This window comes from Providencia alcalifaciens (assembly GCF_915403165.1).
In the GTDB taxonomy this organism is placed as follows: domain Bacteria; phylum Pseudomonadota; class Gammaproteobacteria; order Enterobacterales; family Enterobacteriaceae; genus Providencia; species Providencia alcalifaciens_C.
Map to the genome: position 1 here is coordinate 3,185,695 of NZ_OU659204.1, position 19,487 is coordinate 3,205,181.

20 protein-coding genes are annotated in these 19,487 nt (G+C 45.7%); 1 reads left to right on the plus strand and 19 read right to left on the minus strand.

Annotated elements, in window-relative coordinates; all coding sequences use genetic code 11:
- Window positions 1-117: 117 nt before the first annotated feature.
- From LDO73_RS14465 to LDO73_RS14475, 3 genes are all read right to left on the minus strand, one after another.
- Window positions 118-1,587: an MFS transporter gene (locus tag LDO73_RS14465; RefSeq protein WP_224058918.1), complete on the minus strand. Its 1,470-nt coding sequence runs from the start codon at window positions 1,585-1,587 to the stop codon at window positions 118-120.
- 180 nt (window positions 1,588-1,767) lie between these two features.
- Window positions 1,768-2,160, minus strand: coding sequence for a hypothetical protein (locus LDO73_RS14470; RefSeq protein WP_224058919.1), 393 nt, complete (start codon window positions 2,158-2,160; stop codon window positions 1,768-1,770).
- On the minus strand, window positions 2,161-3,492 hold the full coding sequence (locus LDO73_RS14475; RefSeq protein WP_224058921.1) for an MFS transporter: 1,332 nt from the start codon (window positions 3,490-3,492) through the stop codon (window positions 2,161-2,163).
- Window positions 3,493-3,590: 98 nt separating this feature from the next.
- Here LDO73_RS14475 and LDO73_RS14480 point away from each other — a divergent pair, with 98 nt between their 5' ends.
- Entirely contained in the window at window positions 3,591-4,484 is an 894-nt protein-coding gene (locus LDO73_RS14480) for a LysR family transcriptional regulator (RefSeq protein ID WP_224058923.1), read from the plus strand.
- On the opposite strand, the gene LDO73_RS14485 is transcribed toward LDO73_RS14480, so the two are convergent.
- From LDO73_RS14485 to hybO, 16 genes are all read right to left on the minus strand, one after another.
- Complete coding sequence (locus LDO73_RS14485; protein ID WP_224058925.1) at window positions 4,485-5,081, minus strand: ATP-binding cassette domain-containing protein; 597 nt, start codon at window positions 5,079-5,081, stop codon at window positions 4,485-4,487. It lies immediately after the preceding gene.
- A gap of 4 nt (window positions 5,082-5,085) precedes the next feature.
- Window positions 5,086-5,871 (minus strand): ATP-binding cassette domain-containing protein, encoded by a 786-nt coding sequence (locus LDO73_RS14490; protein WP_224058926.1) that lies wholly within the window; start codon window positions 5,869-5,871, stop codon window positions 5,086-5,088.
- Window positions 5,865-6,677, minus strand: coding sequence for an ABC transporter permease (locus tag LDO73_RS14495; protein WP_224058928.1), 813 nt, complete (start codon window positions 6,675-6,677; stop codon window positions 5,865-5,867). Before LDO73_RS14495 ends, LDO73_RS14490 begins: the two co-directional genes overlap by 7 nt.
- Window positions 6,674-7,642, minus strand: coding sequence for an ABC transporter permease (locus LDO73_RS14500; RefSeq protein WP_224058930.1), 969 nt, complete (start codon window positions 7,640-7,642; stop codon window positions 6,674-6,676). Before LDO73_RS14500 ends, LDO73_RS14495 begins: the two co-directional genes overlap by 4 nt.
- Window positions 7,642-9,222 carry an ABC transporter substrate-binding protein gene (locus tag LDO73_RS14505; RefSeq protein WP_224058932.1) on the minus strand — a complete coding sequence of 527 codons (1,581 nt, stop codon included), beginning with the start codon at window positions 9,220-9,222 and terminating at the stop codon, window positions 7,642-7,644. Before LDO73_RS14505 ends, LDO73_RS14500 begins: the two co-directional genes overlap by 1 nt.
- Before the next feature lie 69 nt (window positions 9,223-9,291).
- A complete protein-coding gene (hypE, locus tag LDO73_RS14510) occupies window positions 9,292-10,317 on the minus strand; it encodes a hydrogenase expression/formation protein HypE (protein WP_224058934.1) in 1,026 nt (341 codons plus the stop codon).
- Between the two features lies 1 nt (window position 10,318).
- A complete protein-coding gene (gene hypD / locus LDO73_RS14515; RefSeq protein ID WP_224058936.1) occupies window positions 10,319-11,431 on the minus strand; it encodes a hydrogenase formation protein HypD in 1,113 nt (370 codons plus the stop codon).
- Window positions 11,415-11,711 (minus strand): hydrogenase maturation factor HybG, encoded by a 297-nt coding sequence (gene hybG, locus LDO73_RS14520; RefSeq protein WP_224061194.1) that lies wholly within the window; start codon window positions 11,709-11,711, stop codon window positions 11,415-11,417. Before hybG ends, hypD begins: the two co-directional genes overlap by 17 nt.
- Entirely contained in the window at window positions 11,702-12,826 is a 1,125-nt protein-coding gene (hypB, locus tag LDO73_RS14525) for a hydrogenase nickel incorporation protein HypB (RefSeq protein ID WP_224058937.1), read from the minus strand. Before hypB ends, hybG begins: the two co-directional genes overlap by 10 nt.
- A 126-nt stretch (window positions 12,827-12,952) precedes the next feature.
- The gene (hypA, locus tag LDO73_RS14530; RefSeq protein WP_224058943.1) at window positions 12,953-13,294 is read right to left on the minus strand and encodes a hydrogenase maturation nickel metallochaperone HypA; all 342 of its coding nucleotides are present in this window, start codon (window positions 13,292-13,294) and stop codon (window positions 12,953-12,955) included.
- Entirely contained in the window at window positions 13,294-13,779 is a 486-nt protein-coding gene (gene hybE / locus LDO73_RS14535) for a hydrogenase-2 assembly chaperone (RefSeq protein ID WP_224061195.1), read from the minus strand. The genes hypA and hybE overlap by 1 nt, the downstream gene beginning before the upstream one ends.
- Window positions 13,780-13,786: 7 nt before the next feature.
- Window positions 13,787-14,281 (minus strand): HyaD/HybD family hydrogenase maturation endopeptidase, encoded by a 495-nt coding sequence (locus tag LDO73_RS14540; RefSeq protein WP_132496563.1) that lies wholly within the window; start codon window positions 14,279-14,281, stop codon window positions 13,787-13,789.
- Window positions 14,281-15,984, minus strand: a complete 1,704-nt coding sequence (hybC, locus tag LDO73_RS14545; RefSeq protein WP_224058945.1) for a hydrogenase 2 large subunit — start codon at window positions 15,982-15,984, stop codon at window positions 14,281-14,283. The genes LDO73_RS14540 and hybC overlap by 1 nt, the downstream gene beginning before the upstream one ends.
- Window positions 15,981-17,168 carry a Ni/Fe-hydrogenase cytochrome b subunit gene (hybB, locus tag LDO73_RS14550; RefSeq protein WP_036956223.1) on the minus strand — a complete coding sequence of 396 codons (1,188 nt, stop codon included), beginning with the start codon at window positions 17,166-17,168 and terminating at the stop codon, window positions 15,981-15,983. The genes hybC and hybB overlap by 4 nt, the downstream gene beginning before the upstream one ends.
- Window positions 17,155-18,210 (minus strand): hydrogenase 2 operon protein HybA, encoded by a 1,056-nt coding sequence (hybA, locus tag LDO73_RS14555; protein ID WP_224058947.1) that lies wholly within the window; start codon window positions 18,208-18,210, stop codon window positions 17,155-17,157. Before hybA ends, hybB begins: the two co-directional genes overlap by 14 nt.
- Window positions 18,211-18,212: 2 nt before the next feature.
- Window positions 18,213-19,331, minus strand: coding sequence for a hydrogenase 2 small subunit (gene hybO, locus LDO73_RS14560; protein WP_224058949.1), 1,119 nt, complete (start codon window positions 19,329-19,331; stop codon window positions 18,213-18,215).
- Window positions 19,332-19,487: the final 156 nt, after the last annotated feature.

Sequence of the window (19,487 nt, forward strand, 5' to 3'; positions counted from 1 at the left end):
GGCGAAAATCAATAAATTGATTTTCCTTGTTAGTTTTACAACCCAAAAGAGCCATTTCCAAACCTGATGGGTTTGTCAATGGTCTGACACCTGCTTCCGCAGGTGTTTTTTTATCGGTCACTCACACTCAATTTTTTGCTGGCGTTTAAACATTAACGCTAATGAAAGCAAAATTGCCAATGATCCACCGAACATCGCCAAATTAAACCCCGAAACAAAGGCTGAGCGCGTTGCTTGCTCAATCATCGTTGACGAGATATTTCCATGTTGGTTAACTAACTCGATAATTTGCTCAGTGGAAAGTTGAGCATTAACCTGTTGATTACTCAACAGTAAATCGACGGCTCGGTGAGTCATTAGCGTTCCCAGTAAGGCTATCCCCAGAGTCATACCTGTTTGCCTCAATGCGTTCATCACCGCAGATGCCATCCCTGAATAGGCTTTTTCAACACTCGACATCACCAGCGCCCCTATTGCAGGTGTTGCCATTCCCATGCCCGCCCCCAAAATAAATAACGTGACCGCAATAGGGAAATAGTCAGTATCAGCATTAACCCGTGTTAAAAGCATGGATGACAGAGCTATCAGCAGAAAACCAATAATCATAATGTTACGGACACTGTATCGCCGAGAAAACCGGCCGAAACTGAGTGAAAACAGCGCCATTGCGATAAATTCGGGCGTCATCCGTAAGCCAGCCTCAAAAGCCCCCCAACCTTGCCCTTTTTGCAAAAACATCGCGATAAAAAACACATTACTATAGGTGGCAAATCCGAGGGCAAATGACGCCATATTGTATTGAAAAAAATCAGGATTTTTCTTGAATAGATACAGGGGTAATAAAGGGCGCAGCACTTTCATCTCCACAGCAACAAAACCCAATAATGCTGTAGTACCAAGCGCCAAACAGCCCAACGTCGATGGGCTATCCCAACCAAGATCCCCCGCGTCAATTAGCCCATAAGTGATCCCGCCAAGAGCAACAATACTCAGCAACTGACCTGCTGGATCCAATGCCGCCTTATCAGGATCGGCACTTTCCGTTATACCTAACCAACCTAATAATAAAGTCAGTAAGCCAATGGGAATATTGATGATAAAGATGGTAGTCCAATCAAAAGTATCCACTAGAAAACCACCCAGAATCGGGCCAACAATCAATGACAACGCACTGACTGCCGACCAAATACCAATGACTTTAATTCGCTCTATATCATTACTAAATGTCTGCGTAATAATAGATAGCGCCCCAGGGATCAGCGCCGCGGCGGCAATTCCTTGAACAACACGCCCAAATAGCAGCCATTGAATATTTGATGCCAAAGCACAAATCAACGATCCCAGCGTAAATATTGCAATCCCAGCAAGCCACACTTTCTTACGCCCATAACGATCGCTCAAAGGCCCAACGGAGAGGATCAATGCTGATAAACACAACGCATAAGCATCTATAATCCATTGTAACATCGACAAATTTGTGGACAGTTCTTGCCCTATAGCAGGAAGAGCGACATTCACAATACTGATATCGAGCGTAGCCATAAACGTTCCCAAACACACCGCAATAATCAAAAAAATGCGTTTCATTCTCTTATTCCCATTATCTTTCTTTTCCGCATGTTAGATCGCAACTGACCGACGGTCAATCAATATTGAGAATAAAAATCATTTGTAATTAAAATGGAAAATTCTTTATTTGCTAACGATAAAAAAACGGCCTATTGACCGTTTCATGTTCCACTAAGTAACTATTTTTCGAAATTTGGTTTATTTCACCGGTGTTTCATGCAGGTATTTCCAAGTGCACGTTTCATTTTCAACATGAATACACGCAGTGGAAATTCGTAACGACGAAACGCCTTCATTGGTCTGCAATTCTTGGTATTGCACCCAGCAATCATCGCCTGATTGCTGAATTGGCACTATCTGCTCAATTGCGATTGCCAGATAAGGCTTTTTGCCAACATTCTGACTAAATAACGCAGTGACATCTTTGTGGGCGATCCCCTGCCCTTGGATCGTGATCATTTTAAAATCCGAGTCAAAGCTATTCAGTAAAAGCGGTAAACTCTCCCCCTGATTGCGCCCTGTAAATACATCCTCAATAACCACATGTAAATCAATCACACTTTGTACTGCCAGCGACATTTTAGAGTCCATCTATTTTCCCTTAATGACTGAAATTAACGATAGCAGCCCTAAAATAGCTGCAATGAAAAACGTATATTGATAACGAACTAGCTCTGATGAAAATGAAATAAGGTTAAAGAGGGAAATTAATACCACCGTCCCCACACTAAAAGCCACCTGACGGTTAATATTCCACAACACACTACCTTGCAATAGATCCTTATCTTTAAAATCTATTAATGCACTAATTTGCGCCGTATTCGCACTGATCCCACCACCTATTCCCATTAATAAATAGGCCATAATGAGCAATATTAATTGGCTTTGGTTATCGACCCAAAACAAGGTCAAGATCCCAATGCTATGCACGACAATCCCCGTAATAAATAGGCTTCGCTTACCTAGACGATGATAAAAATAACCGCCGGTTATCATGGAAATCAGAGCGCCCGCCGCATACACCAGCATAAACATGCCCGTTTGTTGTGCATTAAATCCGATATTATTTTGTAGATTAAAAATATTCAGTAAATTAACGCCCGTAAAAATTCCCGGCACCGCGTAATAAACAATAAAACCATTACGTAAATTATAATTTTTGAGTAATTGCAGGTTTAAAATCGGCGCTCGACATTTTTTTGCATACTGTAAATAGACAATCAGCAAAACGATAGAAAGAGCAAAACTTAATAATGCGAGAGCTAAACTTTGGTAATCATTATAAAGGGAGAATGACATCAATAAGCTCAGTAAACTGAAACTGACTAACAGCAGTCCCATAATATCGGGCTTTTCTCGTACCTGTTTTTCACTGGATTTTACCCAGCACCAAGCCAACAACGCCGCCAACAATGAGAACGGAAGATTAGCAAAGAATACCCATCGCCAAGAAAGAGAATCGATAATCATGCCGCCAATTGCCGGAGAAAATGCAGGGGCGATTAAAGCAACCGTCATGATCATTGTGGATATCTTTTGGCGTTCTTGATTAGGAAATAGAGCAAACACTAAAGCCTGACCAACAGGAATTAATAATCCCCCTGCAATTCCTTGAATAAAGCGCCAGAAAATCAAACTATAAATAGAATCACTAAATCCACATAACCCAACGGAGAGGGAAAACAGCAGCATCGAATAAGCAAGTAATTTGCGCTCCCCCAAACGACCCGCTAACCACAAACTGACAGGCATAATGAGCACTAACCCTAGAATATAGGCATTCGCTACCCAAGAGACCATCGACTGACTCGTCGAAAATGCCGAAGCAATGTCTGGCAATGCAATGGCAGACATAAAAATATTAATACAATCAATGAAAAAACCGAGAAGAAATACTGTAGCGATTTGATAACGATATGACATAGCTACCTCCGGTCGCAAAGAGTAGAGCGCAGCCCTTCTCCTGTCGATGCAAAGGAAGTAAAATCATTGTTTAACACAATCAAACAATCGGGAGGATTATGCAAAAAAATCTCAAGCAAATTACCAGCTTTCTTCAAGTTGTAGATTCTGGTTCATTTACCAAAGCCGCAGAGGTTTTAGAGCTAAGCCGTTCGATGGTCAGTATTGATGTCAAACAGCTTGAAAAGAGCTTAAATGTCAGCTTGTTGGTGCGAAATACCCGCAATATTGCACTCACTGAGGTGGGAAAATATTTCTACAATGATTTTAAACAGATTCAATTACAAATTCAGGAAGCCTTTGAAAGAAGCCAAAATTTAGCAACCAACATAACTGGCACATTGCGTTTTTCTTCAACCAATGAATTTGGGCAACGCTATATTTTGCCTTTACTCCCTGAATTTTGCCGGCAATACCCTCAACTGCGCCTGCAATACAGTTTTAATTCTTCTTTCGATGATTTATTGGCTGAAAAACTGGATATTGCGATTCGATTAGGGAATTTAAAAAACTCATCATTAAAATCCCGTAAACTCGGAGAATATGCAATTTATTTGGTCGCCACACCGCAGTTTGTTCATCAATATTCCATTAAAAATATCGAAGACTTAGCGCATATTCCGTGGGTCACGCATTCACTACTGAATTTGCAAGATAGCCAATATATTCTACAAAACCGTCACGGCGAAAAATTTGGATTACCGTTATTAAACAGTCAGCATGAATCCAACTCCGCAGAAACAATCCGCCAGTTGGCACTTGCCTCATTAGGTGCAGCTATTTGCCCCGCATGGCTGGTTGAAGAGGATTTAAAAACGCACCGATTAGTGCGCTTGTTGCCTGAATTCGAGCTACCGAAACAAAACATTCAATTACTCTATCCCAATACCCAAACTCTACCCGCCAAAACACGGGCATTTATTGAGTTTTTGGTCGATAAAATACAACTGTGACTAATTGCCCGCCACCGTCCACACCTTGGTACACACTTTCTCTAGCAGCGCTTTATTGTGGCTAAAAACAATCATCGCAAGGGGGCGTTGCTGTGAAATACGGATCAAATGCTGCCATACATCCTTTTGAAGATGGGCATCTAATTGGGCTGTGATTTCATCGGCAATCAGCACTTTGGTACGAGGGTCGAGCGCGCGAAGTAAGGCGATCCGCGCAAGTTCTCCGCCCGATAACTCACTAGGGCGTCGCTCTAACCATTGCGGTTTGATAGAAAGGTAATCTAACCATTGGGTATCCGGTTCCCATGCATCGCGAACACTGGAACCCACGGTACGATAAGGATTAAAACTTTTTTCAGGGTGCTGCGGTACTAACTGAATTGGGCAATAACCGCGATGAGGAACAGGCTCACCATTAAATAAAACGTGTCCATCAGTGGGCTTTTGCCACTGCCCAAGCACACGTCCTAGCGTCGTTTTCCCAAATCCACTTGGAGCAGAAATGCCAAGCCGTTCATTGTCTGCTAATGACAAATTCAGGTTATCCCACAGTACTCTACCGGCCTGCTCAATACGCAGATTTTGAATTTCTAGCATCTGGCTACCTCCACTCATCCAACATCATAAATTGATGTTCAGGCAGGGCATTCCATAGAGATTGGATCCATTGTCCGCCACCACCTTGTTTGAGTTTTTCGCTGCTCAGAACCTCTTCTAATGCACCATTACGTAATAATGTGACGCGATCCGCAAAGCGTACCGCCATAGACAAGTCGTGAGTCACCCACAATACACCGCGACCATCGCGACATAGCGATTTAATATTATCGAGCAATTGCACTGCATGTTCATCATCCAGCCATGAAGAGATCTCATCGGCAAGAATATACTCCGCACACGAAAGCGTGGCGCTGCTCGCCAACACCCTTTTAGCCATTCCCCCTGAGAGCTGACTTGGGTAGTGATTCACAAGGCTCGATTGCAAACTGTATTCTTGTAGATGCCGTGCTACATCGTGCATTTTTATATGCTGCCCGCTAAGTACCGCGGCGCGTTCTAGCTGAGGGCCAATCTGAATTAATGGATTTAACGCACTCACTCCTTGGGGCACATAACACAGAGAATTTCCGCGATACTGAGATTTGGTTTTCTCCGTCAGGGCTTGACCATTCAGTTCGATATTCCCTTTGCAGCGCATATTATTTGGCAATAATCCTAATGCGCTTTGTAGTAATAAACTTTTACCTTCACCACTGCCGCCAATCAGCGCCACCATTTCACCAGGTTGAATATCGAGTGAAATATCTTGCAGTAATGGAGACCATTGCTTTTTACCCAACCAACGATATTGCGCCACATCAATGGTCAAATTTTCAAATTTCAGCATGTTGCTCCTCTTAACCACAATTGTTGAGCCGATTTCGCAAACTGGTCAAATAGCAGAACTAACCCCATCAATGCCGCACCGGGGAAAACGACCATCCACCACGCACCAGTACTCAAGTAACGTAACGCTTCAGAAAGCAAAATACCCAGCGATGGCTCATGGGGTGCTAACCCAAATCCGAGGAAACTTAATGCGGCGCTGTGTAACACGGAATGCGGAAACATCAATAATGTTCCGACCATCCATTGAGGAAGCAACATCGGTAAATAATGGTAGCGTAAACGCTCAAACGCGCTGTTACCTATACGATGGGATAGCATGATGTAATCAGTTTGCTGAACCCGCAGCAATTCTGAGCGCAAGATTAATGTCAGTTTAGGCCAGTGCGTCAATGCCACCGCCCAAATTACCCCCATCTTTCCGCCACCCAGCGTAAAGCAGATCAGTACCAATAACAGTAAATGCGGTAGAGCAAGCAGTGCATCAATAATACCGCGCACCACATAATCCATGCTTTTATTGAGCGAAGATAACCCCGCCATCACCAAGGCGATAATGCCGCTGGTTATCGACGCGGTTAAACCAATTTGTAAACTGGTAGCGAGCCCTTGAAATGTACGCTCAAATAAATCGCGTCCTAAATTGTCTGTCCCAAATAAATGCAACAATGACGGCGCTTGTCGCCTATCGAGCAAGCTCATTTCAATATCAGACGAAAGCAGCCAAAAGGCATAGCCACCTAATATAATTAGGCAACCTAATGAAAGGATTAGTTTGATCAGAGCGCGATTCGGATTATAAGTCATGATCCTCTTATCACTCCCTTATTCACCCGTTTTAATAGCAAATCTGCCATCGTATTACTGAAGAAAATCAGTACGGCGCACAGCATCACTATCCCCATTAACAGCGGCACATCTCCACGTAAGCCTGCATCAATGGTGGCCTGTCCTAATCCTGGATACGCAAACACTTTTTCCGCTAATAATGCGCCACTAAAAAGCTCACCGACAGAGGCAAACTGCAAGCAAATCGCGGGCGTGATAGCGTGTTTAAGCACATGGAAGCCCATCATTGACCAGCCTTTATCCCCTTGCGCTTGTGCGTAATGAATAAATTCGCTGTTCATCACTTCAGCCACTTTTGCGCGGGTATGCAAAGCAATGGTGCCGACCCCCAGCATTCCGAGGGCTATCACTGGTAAAATTAAATGCTGAATTTTTTGTGAAAATGTGGCGGTCTGTTCATCTAAACCTATTGGCCATGCGCAACAAATGGGTGCCCATTTTAAAGAAACCGCAAACAGAGACAGCAGCAATAAGCCTATCCAGAAGACGGGAATTGAAGCGAGTAAATAACAAAATGCCGAAATAACTTTGTCAGGCCAGCGGTTTAAGTAGCGCCCAGCGACTAACCCAAGCCCAAACCCGACCACGCCGGAAAATACCCATGCACTGCCGAGCAATGCCAGTGAAGGAACAATACGGTCAGAAATCACTTGTAAAACAGGGGTATTGTACAGCATCGAATACCCCAAATCCCCTCGAAGCATTTGTGAAAACCAACGCCAGAACTGCATCCAGAGCGGCTGGTCAAGCCCCCAACGCGCCGCAATCAGCGGGTATTGCTCTGGGGGCACATGCATCAAGTCGTTACCAATGTAGGCTTTGATCGGATCAATCGGCGAGTAACTTAGTAGGATAAAAATCCCCAGCGCGGTTACCGTTAATAAGCAGATAAATCGCAATAAAAGCCCAAAGGTCGTTCGCATTACTTACAAGTCCACTTCCATTCATCGACGTTATTTAACACAGACCAAGATCCGTGAATTTCTGGGGCACTTTTACCCAAATCAACACATTGATTTGATAAGTAAACATGCTGAACATTCATCAACCAAGCCCATGCAGCATCCCCTTGGATACCAACGCCCACTTTGCCATTCCAATCCACTTTCTGCCATAGTGGGATAGCGGCATCTTGGTCTGGTTGACGCAATGCTTCTTCGATAATTTCATCCACCGCTGGGTTTTTATAGTAACCCGCATTGTAGAAGCCGACACCCGCAGCTTTGCTGCTGTAGTTGTGGACTAACTCCATTGGGTCGAGGCTGCCCCAACCAAACAGTGTAGGGTTAGCATGCATATGCAGTTCAACCGTTTCCCAACTACCTGATTTCAAATCCATTTCAATACCGAGCGGTTTTAAGCTTGAGCGAATGGCTTGCGCTAAATCACGGCGAGTTGTGTCACCGCTGGCATACCACAGGGTTAATTTCGCTACTTTGCCATTTTTCTCTCTCAACCCTTCTTTATTCAGCTTCCAGCCTGCCTCTTCCAAAATTGCTTTCGCTTTGTCTAAATCCCCATCTTTGAATGACGAGTTAGGGTTATTCCAAGGTAATCCAGCCACGCCGGTATAAGCCGGAACAGCAAAACCTTCAAGAACAGATTCCGCCAACAGCTTGCGGTCTAATGCATAGTTAATGGCTTTACGAATAGCCACATCGGAGGTGATGTCGTTACCGATTGGATTACCCTGAGCGTCTTTTTCGCCAGCAGGTGGAATCGGGAATGAGATCCCGCGGTTTTCCACACTGTAACGCTCAATCAGCTTCATATTAGGAACATTATTGGCATTGCTTGCTACAGCGGGTGGAATGCGTACAACTTCAAGCTGAGCACTCTGCGCGGCAGCAAATGCGGCATCTTCATCAAGGAACACAAACACCATTTTGCCATAATCATTTTTAGGGCCGGCATAGTATGGGTTTTGCTCAACAATCAGTTGTTGGCCCGGTTGGAAAGCCACTAAGCGGTATGGGCCTGCCCCAATCGGCTTATGAGCATAAGTTTTTGCATCGTACTTATCCGCAGAGACGATCCCTAACGATCCCAACACATTGATAAACGTACTTTGCGGGGAAGATAAGGTAATTTTCACAGTCAGCGGGTTAATTTCTTCTGCTTTCGCGAAGTTACCCATATCCACTTTACCGCCACTCGCCGCCGCATTGTTGTAGCTGAATACCACATCTTTTGCCGTTAACGCTGAGCCATCCGAGAACTTCAGATCCTTTTTCAAGGTCAGTATCCACTCTTTACCATCTGCATTGTGTGTGTAGCTTTCGAGCATATAGCTATGCCAAGAAAGATCTGCTTTTTGCTTTAAGAGTGGGCTATGCAGGAGCAAGTAACTCCCGTGGCTCCAACCCAACATTGGGTCAAAACCTTCAGTGGGTTCTGCGCCAATGGCAAGTCGTAAAGTGTGTGTAGATGATGCGGGCTCAGCCGCTTGTGCTTGCAGGGTTAATCCCATTAAACACATGGCAACCGCTAATTTTTTAATCATATATCCCTCTAATCGGTGATTTTTTCATTTCGGCACCGTTTTCAGGTGCCGTTTTTAGGGTACAAATAACTAACAAATTCGAGGTAATGGCTCGCTATGTGGCAAATCTAACAGTCGTGAAGCACCAAAAATACCCACCAGCTTCACCTGTTTATTTTCTGTCACACAACCAATGGTTTTGGCATTAACACCTAATGGATGTTGATGTAATGCGGCTAAAACTTGCTGTTCAGCTTCAGGTTTCACCACAATCACTAATTTGCCTTCGTTGGCAAAATTAAGGGGTTCTAAACCTAATAATTCGCACACACCACGAACGGCGGAAGAGACTGGTAAATCCCCTTCGTTGATGGAAATACCGCAGCCACTGGCTTGTGCAAATTCATGCAGAATGGCATTCACACCACCACGAGTGGCATCACGCAGAGCGCGTACACCATCAATATCACGTAAAGGCTCAATAATCGGCGTTAAAACCGCACAGTCACTGCTAAGTTGCCCTTCCAGCCCCATCTGCTCACGCAGGTTCAGGATAGTCGCACCATGATCACCCAATGTTCCGCTGACAATCACTTTATCTCCCGCTTGAATTTGCTGAGCGCCCCAATGAATTTCGGTTGGGATCACGCCAATGCCAGCGGTATTGATAAACACTTTATCCGCCGCGCCACGCTGTACGACTTTGGTATCCCCTGTCACTATCTGCACTCCCGCCGCTTTAGCGGTTGCCGCCATGGATTCCACAATGGTTTGCAAATCAGACAGTGGCAAGCCTTCTTCAAGGATAAACCCGCAAGAGAGATATTTAGGAACAGCACCGCTAACCGCCACGTCATTGACTGTACCGCAAACCGCCAGTTTCCCAATATTGCCGCCGGGGAAAAAAATAGGGTCAATCACATAACTATCGGTACTGAAAGCTAAACGGTCACCTAATGCGGTCATTTCGGCCAGAGAAAGGCGCGCTTGGTCTTCACGTTCATCGAGAGCTTGGTTAGCAAAAGCCTGTAAAAACAGCTGTTCAATCAGCTGCTGCATGGCGAGACCTCCACTACCATGAGCCATAGTGACCACGTTTTTAGTATCCGAGCTCATTTTACGCCTCCCGACGATATTGGTAATACGCGGCGCAGGCTCCTTCAGAAGAGACCATCAACGCGCCAAATGCCGTTTGTGGTGTACAACGTTGCCCAAACAGCGGGCATTCATTCGGTTTACAGCGCCCCGTTAGCACATCACCACAACGTGCTTGAGGGTCATCCGACACTTGATGAGGCTGGATATTAAAACGCAGCTCCGCATCAAAGGTTTGGTAATCAAGGGTTAACTGCACACCTGAACCCGCAATTTCACCCAATCCTCGCCACTCACTGGTGGCTTTCAATTCAAACACATCGTCCAAGGCTTTTAACGCCAACAGATTGCCTTCATCCGCCACAATACGCTTATATTGGTTTTCCACTTCACAGCGACCATCCGCAATTTGATCCACCAGCATGGCAAGAGATTGCAAAATATCGAGGGGTTCAAACCCTGTAACGACCAGCGGTTTATGGAATTCTTGGGTAATAAACTGATAAGGATGCGAGCCAATCACCATACTGACGTGACCCGGCGCAAGGAAGCCATCAATTCTCACATCAGGCTGTTCAAGCAGGCTACGAAGGGTTGGGATAATGGTGATATGTTGGCAAAATACCGAAAAGTTTTTCACCTGGCGTAAACGCGCTTGTTGTAGTGTCAGTGCGGTGCTCGGCATAGTGGTTTCAAACCCCAAACCGAAAAACACCACTTCACGTTCAGGGTTTTGCTGGGCAAGATTTAACGCGTCTAATGGTGAATAAACGATCCGCACATCCGCCCCACGGCGTTTCGCGTCCAGTAAAGAGCCATTTTTACCCGGCACACGCATCGCATCGCCATACGTGCAGAAAATCACTTCAGGACGTTCAGCAATTTCAATGCAGCCATCAATTCGTCCCATCGGCAGTACACAGACAGGGCAACCCGGTCCGTGCACAAATTCAATTTCAGGAGGAAGCAGCTGGTCAATACCAAACTTGAAGATGGCGTGGGTATGGCCACCACACACTTCCATTAACTGTAATGGGCGCTGCTTGGCTCTTGGGATATCCGCAATACGCTTGCGGATATGCGCCAATAATGCTTTTGCCAAGGCAGGGTCGCGAAACTCATCGACGTACTGCATCTGTTGCTCCCGAATTTAGCCCTGTAAAGTCCCCCACTTCATGGTCTAACTGGCTCATCGCCGTTAGCGCATCAAGGGTGGCTTGAGCCTCTTCTTCGTTAATCACACTCATCGCGAAGCCAACGTGTACTAAGACCCATTGGCCTAGCAGGTCTGCGGTGTCCCCTTCACAAATCAGCCCAATGTTCACGTCGCGTTTCACACCACAGACATCAACTTGCGCCAATTGGTGGATATCTTCACCCACCGCGACAATTTTACCCGGTATTCCTAAGCACATAGCTGAGTCTCCAGCCATGCTAACCAAGCATCCATTCCTTCACCGCTAGTGGCAGAGACTTTGATCACTTGGATGTTCGGATTCACCCGTTTTGCATTGGCAATGCAGGCTTCTACATCAAAATGCAGGTAAGGCAGTAAGTCGATTTTATTGAGGATCATAATGTCAGACGCTGCAAACATATGCGGGTATTTCAAGGGTTTGTCTTCACCTTCAGTGACAGACAGCACCGCAACTTTATGGCGTTCACCCAGATCAAAACTCGCTGGACAGACTAAGTTTCCAACGTTTTCAATAAATAGCAGGCTGTTTTCATCCAAGCCTAAACGGTCAACCGCATCATGTACCATTTGCGCATCTAAGTGGCAGCCTTTACCCGTGTTCACTTGAATAGCTGGTACACCCGTTTCACGAATACGCTGAGCATCATTGGTAGTCTGCTGATCTCCTTCAATCACCGCGCAGTTCAATTTGTCGCGCAGACGTAACAAGGTTTCCGTCAGCAAGGTGGTTTTACCGGAGCCAGGGCTTGAAACGAGGTTCAATGCCAAAATATTTTTTGCCGCAAAATCTTCACGATTATGCTCGGCTAGATGGTTGTTTTTATCCAAAACATCCATCTCAATTTGTAACATGCGTTTTTGGCTAATACCCGGCGCATGGGTTCCCGCTTCACCTTGACCATAATCGAGGTCATGGTGGTCACCTGCGGGGGCAAAAGTGGATTGCGCATCATGGCTATGACCATGAGCATGATCGTGGGAATGCGGGTGCTCGTGCTTATGTTTATGCTTATGTTTTTCAATCTTCACGCCACAGGTATCTGGCTCAGATTGATAGTAGTGGTTCACATCACCTTGATGATAATAATGGTGATGAATAATCACCGTTTTACCACTATGTTCTGCTGCATGACTGTGGTCATGGTGATGATGGTCGTGGTCATGATGATCATGGTCATGCCCATGAGAATGTTGATCGTGGTGATGATCATGGTCATGAGAATGAGGATGATGGTGATCATGTCCATGGTGGTGGTCACTTCCATGGTGATGTTGGTGCTCATCACCTTCAATTCTGCGCTCTCCCGAAGCACAGCCACAAGTACTACACATAATGATTACTCCATAAGTGAGTGATGAAGTTAGCTTAGTGCAACATCAAAAAAATAGGTTGATTCACCGCAAGGTCAATTCACAATTTTCGCTCTAAATCACACAAAAGGTTCTTAGATCAAAAATCTATTCGATTTCTAATTCTTTGATTCGCAGGCTGTCACCGTTCTCAACTTTGAGGTTAAAACCGTGACATTTAGGGCAAGTGGCGTCGTGAGTGTGGACATCAACACTTTCACTACAATCCCAACACCATGCTTGAGCAGGACGATACAGGATATGCAATTGACTACCGTGTGCCACGGTTCCGCGGCACGCGATATCAAAACAAAAACGAAGGGCACTCTCTTCAATGCAAGAGAGCGCGCCAATTTCCAACCAAACGCCGGTCACCTTTTTCACCTGATGCTGTCTTGCTTGCTGTTCAATTATCTCGACAGCACTTTGGCATAAAGAGACTTCATGCATTATTGGTCTCCCAGATAACGCGCGAAGACAGCGCGACGTTCCGGTGATTTAGGGACATTAGGATCCGTCACAGGTAAAGAGAGCAGCATCCGCGCACAGTCATCAGCCAGATGCTCACCCTGCATTGCAGTTAGCTTTCTGTCTAATGGCGACATTAATGAACACGCCAAATATTGAGTTAGCCCTTCCAGTTCCCCAACGGTGTAAGTCATTTCGCCGTAAGGAAGAATCAAACCGAGTTTCTCCCCAACAACACGATGCTCCCAATATTGGTCAGGACCCGGCAGGATGATCGCACTCAACATCCAAGGGGTGATAACCGCCCCTACCCATTGATTTTCAAATAATGAAAATGCACTGGCATAAATACCCATCGTCGGATGCAAGAAAGACAAATCATGCATCGATTGTTGGGCAACTCGTTCAAAAGCAGCCTGAACTAGAGGCTGCGGATTTTGAGAGTAACCTTGGATTTCTTTTGGCATGGATTCATTAGGCATGGAGACACTCTTCTTTTGCGATAATCTCTAACCCTTCACTGCGTAGCACTTCAATCACTTTTTGCAGTGCAGGCTCTAATGCGGCTTGTCCCGTTTCTGTTAAACCAATTGCAGGCTCTAAAGACTCAGGCACAATCCCCACTAGTGTCAGGCGCTTCGGAAACTCATCGGTTAGATGCAGCGCCGATAACACATCGGAAAGCCCTAACTGATGGGGTGAGATTTTACGGGTAAACAGCGCGGGCACTTCAGCATCACGCAGAACTAAAATGCTACCAGGCTGCTGACTCGACAGCACCACATCCGCAATAATCAGATGGTCACGATCGGCCATAGCGCCAATCAGCTCCATGCCTGCCGTTCCACCATCCAATACCTCAACACATTCTGGTAAGTGATAACGTTCTTCGAGTGCTTCAACAATGCGCACACCGATACCTTCATCACTCAGCAAAATATTGCCAACACCTAAGACTAATATACGCATTACAGCACCTTCACCTTGGTCACTTCGGAGCCTTCTGTATCGACGATATGCACCGCACAAGACATGCATGGGTCGAAGGAGTGGATCGTTCTGACAACTTCCAATGGTTTAGATGGGTCAGCCACCGGTGTTCCCACCAGCGCTTGTTCATAAGGACCTGGTTCGTCATTGAAGTTACGAGGACCTGAGTTCCATGTTGATGGCACAACGGCTTGATAGTTTTCAATTTTGCCATCTTTAACCACAACCCAGTGGGACAACAAACCACGCGGTACTTCACCAAAACCAACCCCTTTAATCGCAACATCTTGCGGGAAGTTTGGTTTGATAAAGGTGGTGAAATCCCCTTTACCGATGTTATCCACCAGCGCTTGCCATTGAATAGACAAGGTTTCGTTTAATACGCAGCAGCGAACGGAACGACCAATAATACGTCCAAATGTAGACTCTAATTGGTTTTTGGTGATGGTGTTACCCGTCAAAGCTTGGTACAGACCCACGATTTGGTTGAAGTGTTTTTCTGTTGGCTCATGTTTTGCCGCCAGTTTACACAGTAAGTCAGCTAATGGACCCACTTCCACTGTTTTGTCATAGAAAGTTGGCGCTTTAACCCAAGAATATTTACCGTCATCATCCCAACCGGTATAGTCAGGGATGGTAGTCCCTTCCCAAGGTGCTTGCGGTTCATTATCTTTGTACCAAGCGTGTTTGCTGCTCTCTTTGATACCGTTAATCAGGTATTCATCAGTGTGACTTGTAATTGGACGATAAGTACTGAAATCACCATTCTCCAAATAACCACCCGGCAGTAAGAAACTGCCATTTTTGTTGTCCATTGGCATTTCAGGTACGCACATATAGTGTTGTGCACCTTTACCCACTTCGAGCCATTCTGGGTAACCCGCAGCGATCACCGCAGCATCGACTTTATAAACTTGTTCGATGAAATCACCTAAGCGGTCAATAAAGGATTTCACATACATTAAGCGCTCAAGGTTAAGTACCCCAATACCATCAAGGTTGATTGGGTTAGCAACACCACCCACCGCTAAGTTTTGAATATGCGGTGTTTTACCGCCCAGCAGTGCCACGATACGGTTAGCATCACGCTGACATTCCAGCGCTTGCAGGTAGTGAGCCACCGCGATTAAGTTCACTTCTGGCGACAGTTTCATCGCAGGGTGACCCCAATAACCGTTAGCAAAAATACCTAACTGACCGCTAGCGACTAAATCTTTGATTTTGTTTTGAACGCGAGTGAACTCTTCAGGGCTATTTAAAGACCATGTTGAGACCCCTTTAAGCATATTCGCCGCTTTGGTTGGGTCCGCTTGGAGTGCCGATGTGATATCAACCCAATCTAACGCTGATAATTGATAGAAATGCACAATATGGTCTTGGATGGTATGTGCCGCCAAAATCATATTACGGATATATTGCGCGTTAACAGGCACTTCAAGATTCAGTGCGCTTTCAATGGTACGCACAGAAATAATCCCGTGAACCGTGGTACAAACCCCACAAATACGCTGCATGATCATCCATGCATCACGAGCATCTTTCCCTTTGACGATCTCTTCCATACCACGCCACATGGTGCCAGATGCCCACGCTTTGGTGACTTTTCCATCTTCGATTTCGCAATCAATGCGTAAGTGACCTTCGATACGAGTTACCGGGTCGATAGTTATACGTTGGCTCATGCTTTACCTCGGGCCTGAGAAGGACTTGAATTAGATTTTTTTATTGCTGGAATAATCGGTAATAGGCGAACTAACAAGATGTATGCGCACACCTCGATGGCCACAAAACCGATGGAAATTAATATCTCTTCAGCGGTTGGGAAATAGTCATATCCACCGCCAGGATTGAAGGCGATCAGTGAGTAGCTCATACGCCATAGCGCAGAACCTAACAACATGCTTAATCCACTGATATATAACCATCTTGAGTCAGTACGCAGGGATGGCATGCGGAAGATAATCAGCGGGATCACCATTAATGCAGTCTCAATCCAGAACATCATGGCGTAGAAATCCATCGCCATCACATAGTGCATCTTGCCGCGATAAATCAACTCACCGAAACGGCAAACCAAGAACAGCACTAAGAACACTTGAAGGATATTGGTTAACTTAACGAACAGAGGTCGTTCATCAGCCCCTTGCCCTTTTAACGCTGACTGCAATAAGGAGCCTTCAAATATCACAATGGAGAAACCCATAATGAAGGCAGTCAGTAGCGATAATAACGGCAACATTTCATAGCTTTGCCAAATCGGATGAACCTTGTGCCCTGCGGCAATCATCAGTGAACCCATGGAAGATTGGTGCATCATTGGCAGTAATGCACCCAATGCGATGATGAAAAACATCACTTTATTCAGGCGTTTTAATGACACTTTCCAATTAAAGCGTTCACAAATTGCAGGGGCAAACTCCAGCGCCATCACACCGATGTAGATAGTCATACACACCGCGGTTTCAAACAGCACGGAGTTAGTATTAAAGTACCCCGGAATATAGAAATAAGGCAGGTTCCAGTAGCGACCCACGTCGATGGTGATAGACAAACCACCGAGAGAGTAACCAAACAAACTTGCCAACAGTGCAGGGCGCACTAACGGGTGATATTCACCGCGGTTAAAGACATACACCGCCCACGCTAATGCCCATCCACCACAGGCAAAACCGGTACCAATCAATAAGTCGAAGGCAATCCAGATCCCCCATGGGTATCCACCGTTCAGGTCAGAGACTGAACCCAGACCAAACACTAAACGTTTTACAATCAAAATCAGGCACAGGATGACAAACGGTCCGAAGACAATCACTGGCCAACTGACTAAACGCCCACCTAGCGGCTGTTCTTTATCATGCGTTGCCATTAGAGTCGTCCCCCTTGTCCTTATGATTTTGGTCGTCATGATTTTGGTCGTCATGCGTTTTATGGCCATGAGACTTATCATCATGAGAATCATGATTCTTGGTATTGCGATACACTAAGAAACTCAGTCCCGCTAATGCCGCGAGAGGCAGAACCATGCCTTTATACAAGGTGTGCTGAACATTTTCAGAACGTGCGCCAGTTGCCAATTCATCTAACTCTGGCAGTCCCAGATTTTGATATGGCACACCAGAAAGCACCATGACCTGAGTACCGCCGCCTTCCAATTCACCGTAAATATGCTGCTGGTATTTCGGTGCAGGCATCACATTCGGGTCATTGTGATGGACAGTTTGGCGAGGGAAGCCATACTCTTCGCCCACTTTCAGCGATAAACGTTTTTTCGCTTCAGCGAGAAGCTCTTCACGGGTACCAAAAATCACCGCCCCCGTTGGGCATACTTCGACACAACCTGGTAAACCGCCTTTATCTAAGCGCTCTACGCCTTTTTGGTTACACAGTTCACATTTATGAATTGCACCAAACTTGTCGTCATAAGCATATTTAGGAATGTTAAATGGACAACCCACCATGCAATAACGGCAACCCGTACAGATATCTGGGTCGTAATGCACGATGCCTGTTTTCGGATCTTTAGTGAGCGCAGAAACAGGGCAAACAGAGACGCAGTTAGGATCAACGCAGTGCATACACTGTTTTTTAATGTAAGCGTAGCCGTCTTTTTCCTGATCTTTATGCAAGCCTGAGCCATCGCTCCAAACTTGAATCACGTTGTTAGTGTATGGCGTCAGTTTGTCATTGTTTGACCATGTTTGAGGCCCTACAGGGTTGCGCTCAGGATGGTTAATATCCTGACACTTGGTGACGCACGCCTGACACCCAACACAGAGTGTCGAGTCATACAACATACCCAGCGCATTCGGAATTGGCGGCCTATTTTCCGCTCCCGCCAAGCTCGGTGAAGTCGTACTTGCAAGCAACGCTCCCCCAGCTGAGAGCTTAAGGAAATTTCGTCTATCCACGGTTATTCTCCCCGTGAGTTGGTATCATTTTGACGTTTTTGACGCCCTAACTCACGTACAGCCATCACACTGACACCCGCCACCAGACCGACTACACCACCGATTAAGCCCACGGCAGTTGCAGAAACTTGTCCACCTTCTTTGTTATTCAAATCTGGTTTTTCGGAACGTGGCGTTTGATTTTCCACATTCGCTAATTGGTGGATACCTTTGTGGAAGCCCACATTTTCTTCGTTACAGCCGTAGCATGGATGCCCGATTGCCACTGGCCACACACCGCCAACATCGCAAAATTGCAAGGTTGAGCAGTTACCGTAAGTTTCTGGCCCTTTACAGCCTAAATGGTATAAACACCAACCTTCACGGTGACCAGCATCGCCGAACTCTTTTGCGAAGCGCCCCGCATCAAAGTGTGGACGGCGTTCACAGTGTTCATGAATTAATCGACCGTACGCGAACATTGGACGATTTTTGCTATCCAACGCTGGTGGACGGTTATAGGTGATCAGATGGGCAACCGTTGCTAAGAAGTTATGTGGGTTTGGCGGACAACCCGGAATGTTAATAATGGTTTTATCTTTGATGACTTCATTTAAGCCAACCGCGCCAGTCGGGTTATCCCCAGCTGCCGCAACCCCGCCCCAAGAAGCGCAAGAGCCGATAGCAATAATCGCAGCCGCACCTTCAGCAGCCATACGGATATGCTCAACGATAGGTTTTCCTGCCACCATGCAGTAAATGCCATTATCTTTCAGTGGAATCGAACCATCGACCACTAAAACATACTTACCTTTATATTTTTCAATAGCATTGTGCTTGTTCTCTTCAACCTGCTCGCCAAAAGCCGCAGAGAGAACTTCGTGATATTCGAGAGAAATGGTATCGAGAATTAAATTTTCGAGAGTTGGGTGAGTCGCACACAGCAACGATTCTGTACATCCAGTACACTCTTGAGCACCAATCCAAATGACGGGTGGACGTTCTGGATCACTCACCGCATCAGCCATTTGAGCGGCGGCTTTTCCACTTAACCCCATTGTCGCAGCAAGCGCTGTACACAACTTCATAAAGTCACGGCGATTAATGCCATGGGGAGAAAGAATAGAGTTATCTCCTGCCATTTCTATTTCCTATTATGAGTGGCTTAGAGCCTATTTATTAGGCTATTTTTCTTTACGATTTTGCATTCAAAAAATAAATAAAATCCGCCACATATTAGAAATATGAATAGGAATTTAGGTATTGTTTGTATTCAAAATCGCTTTACCAATTACACC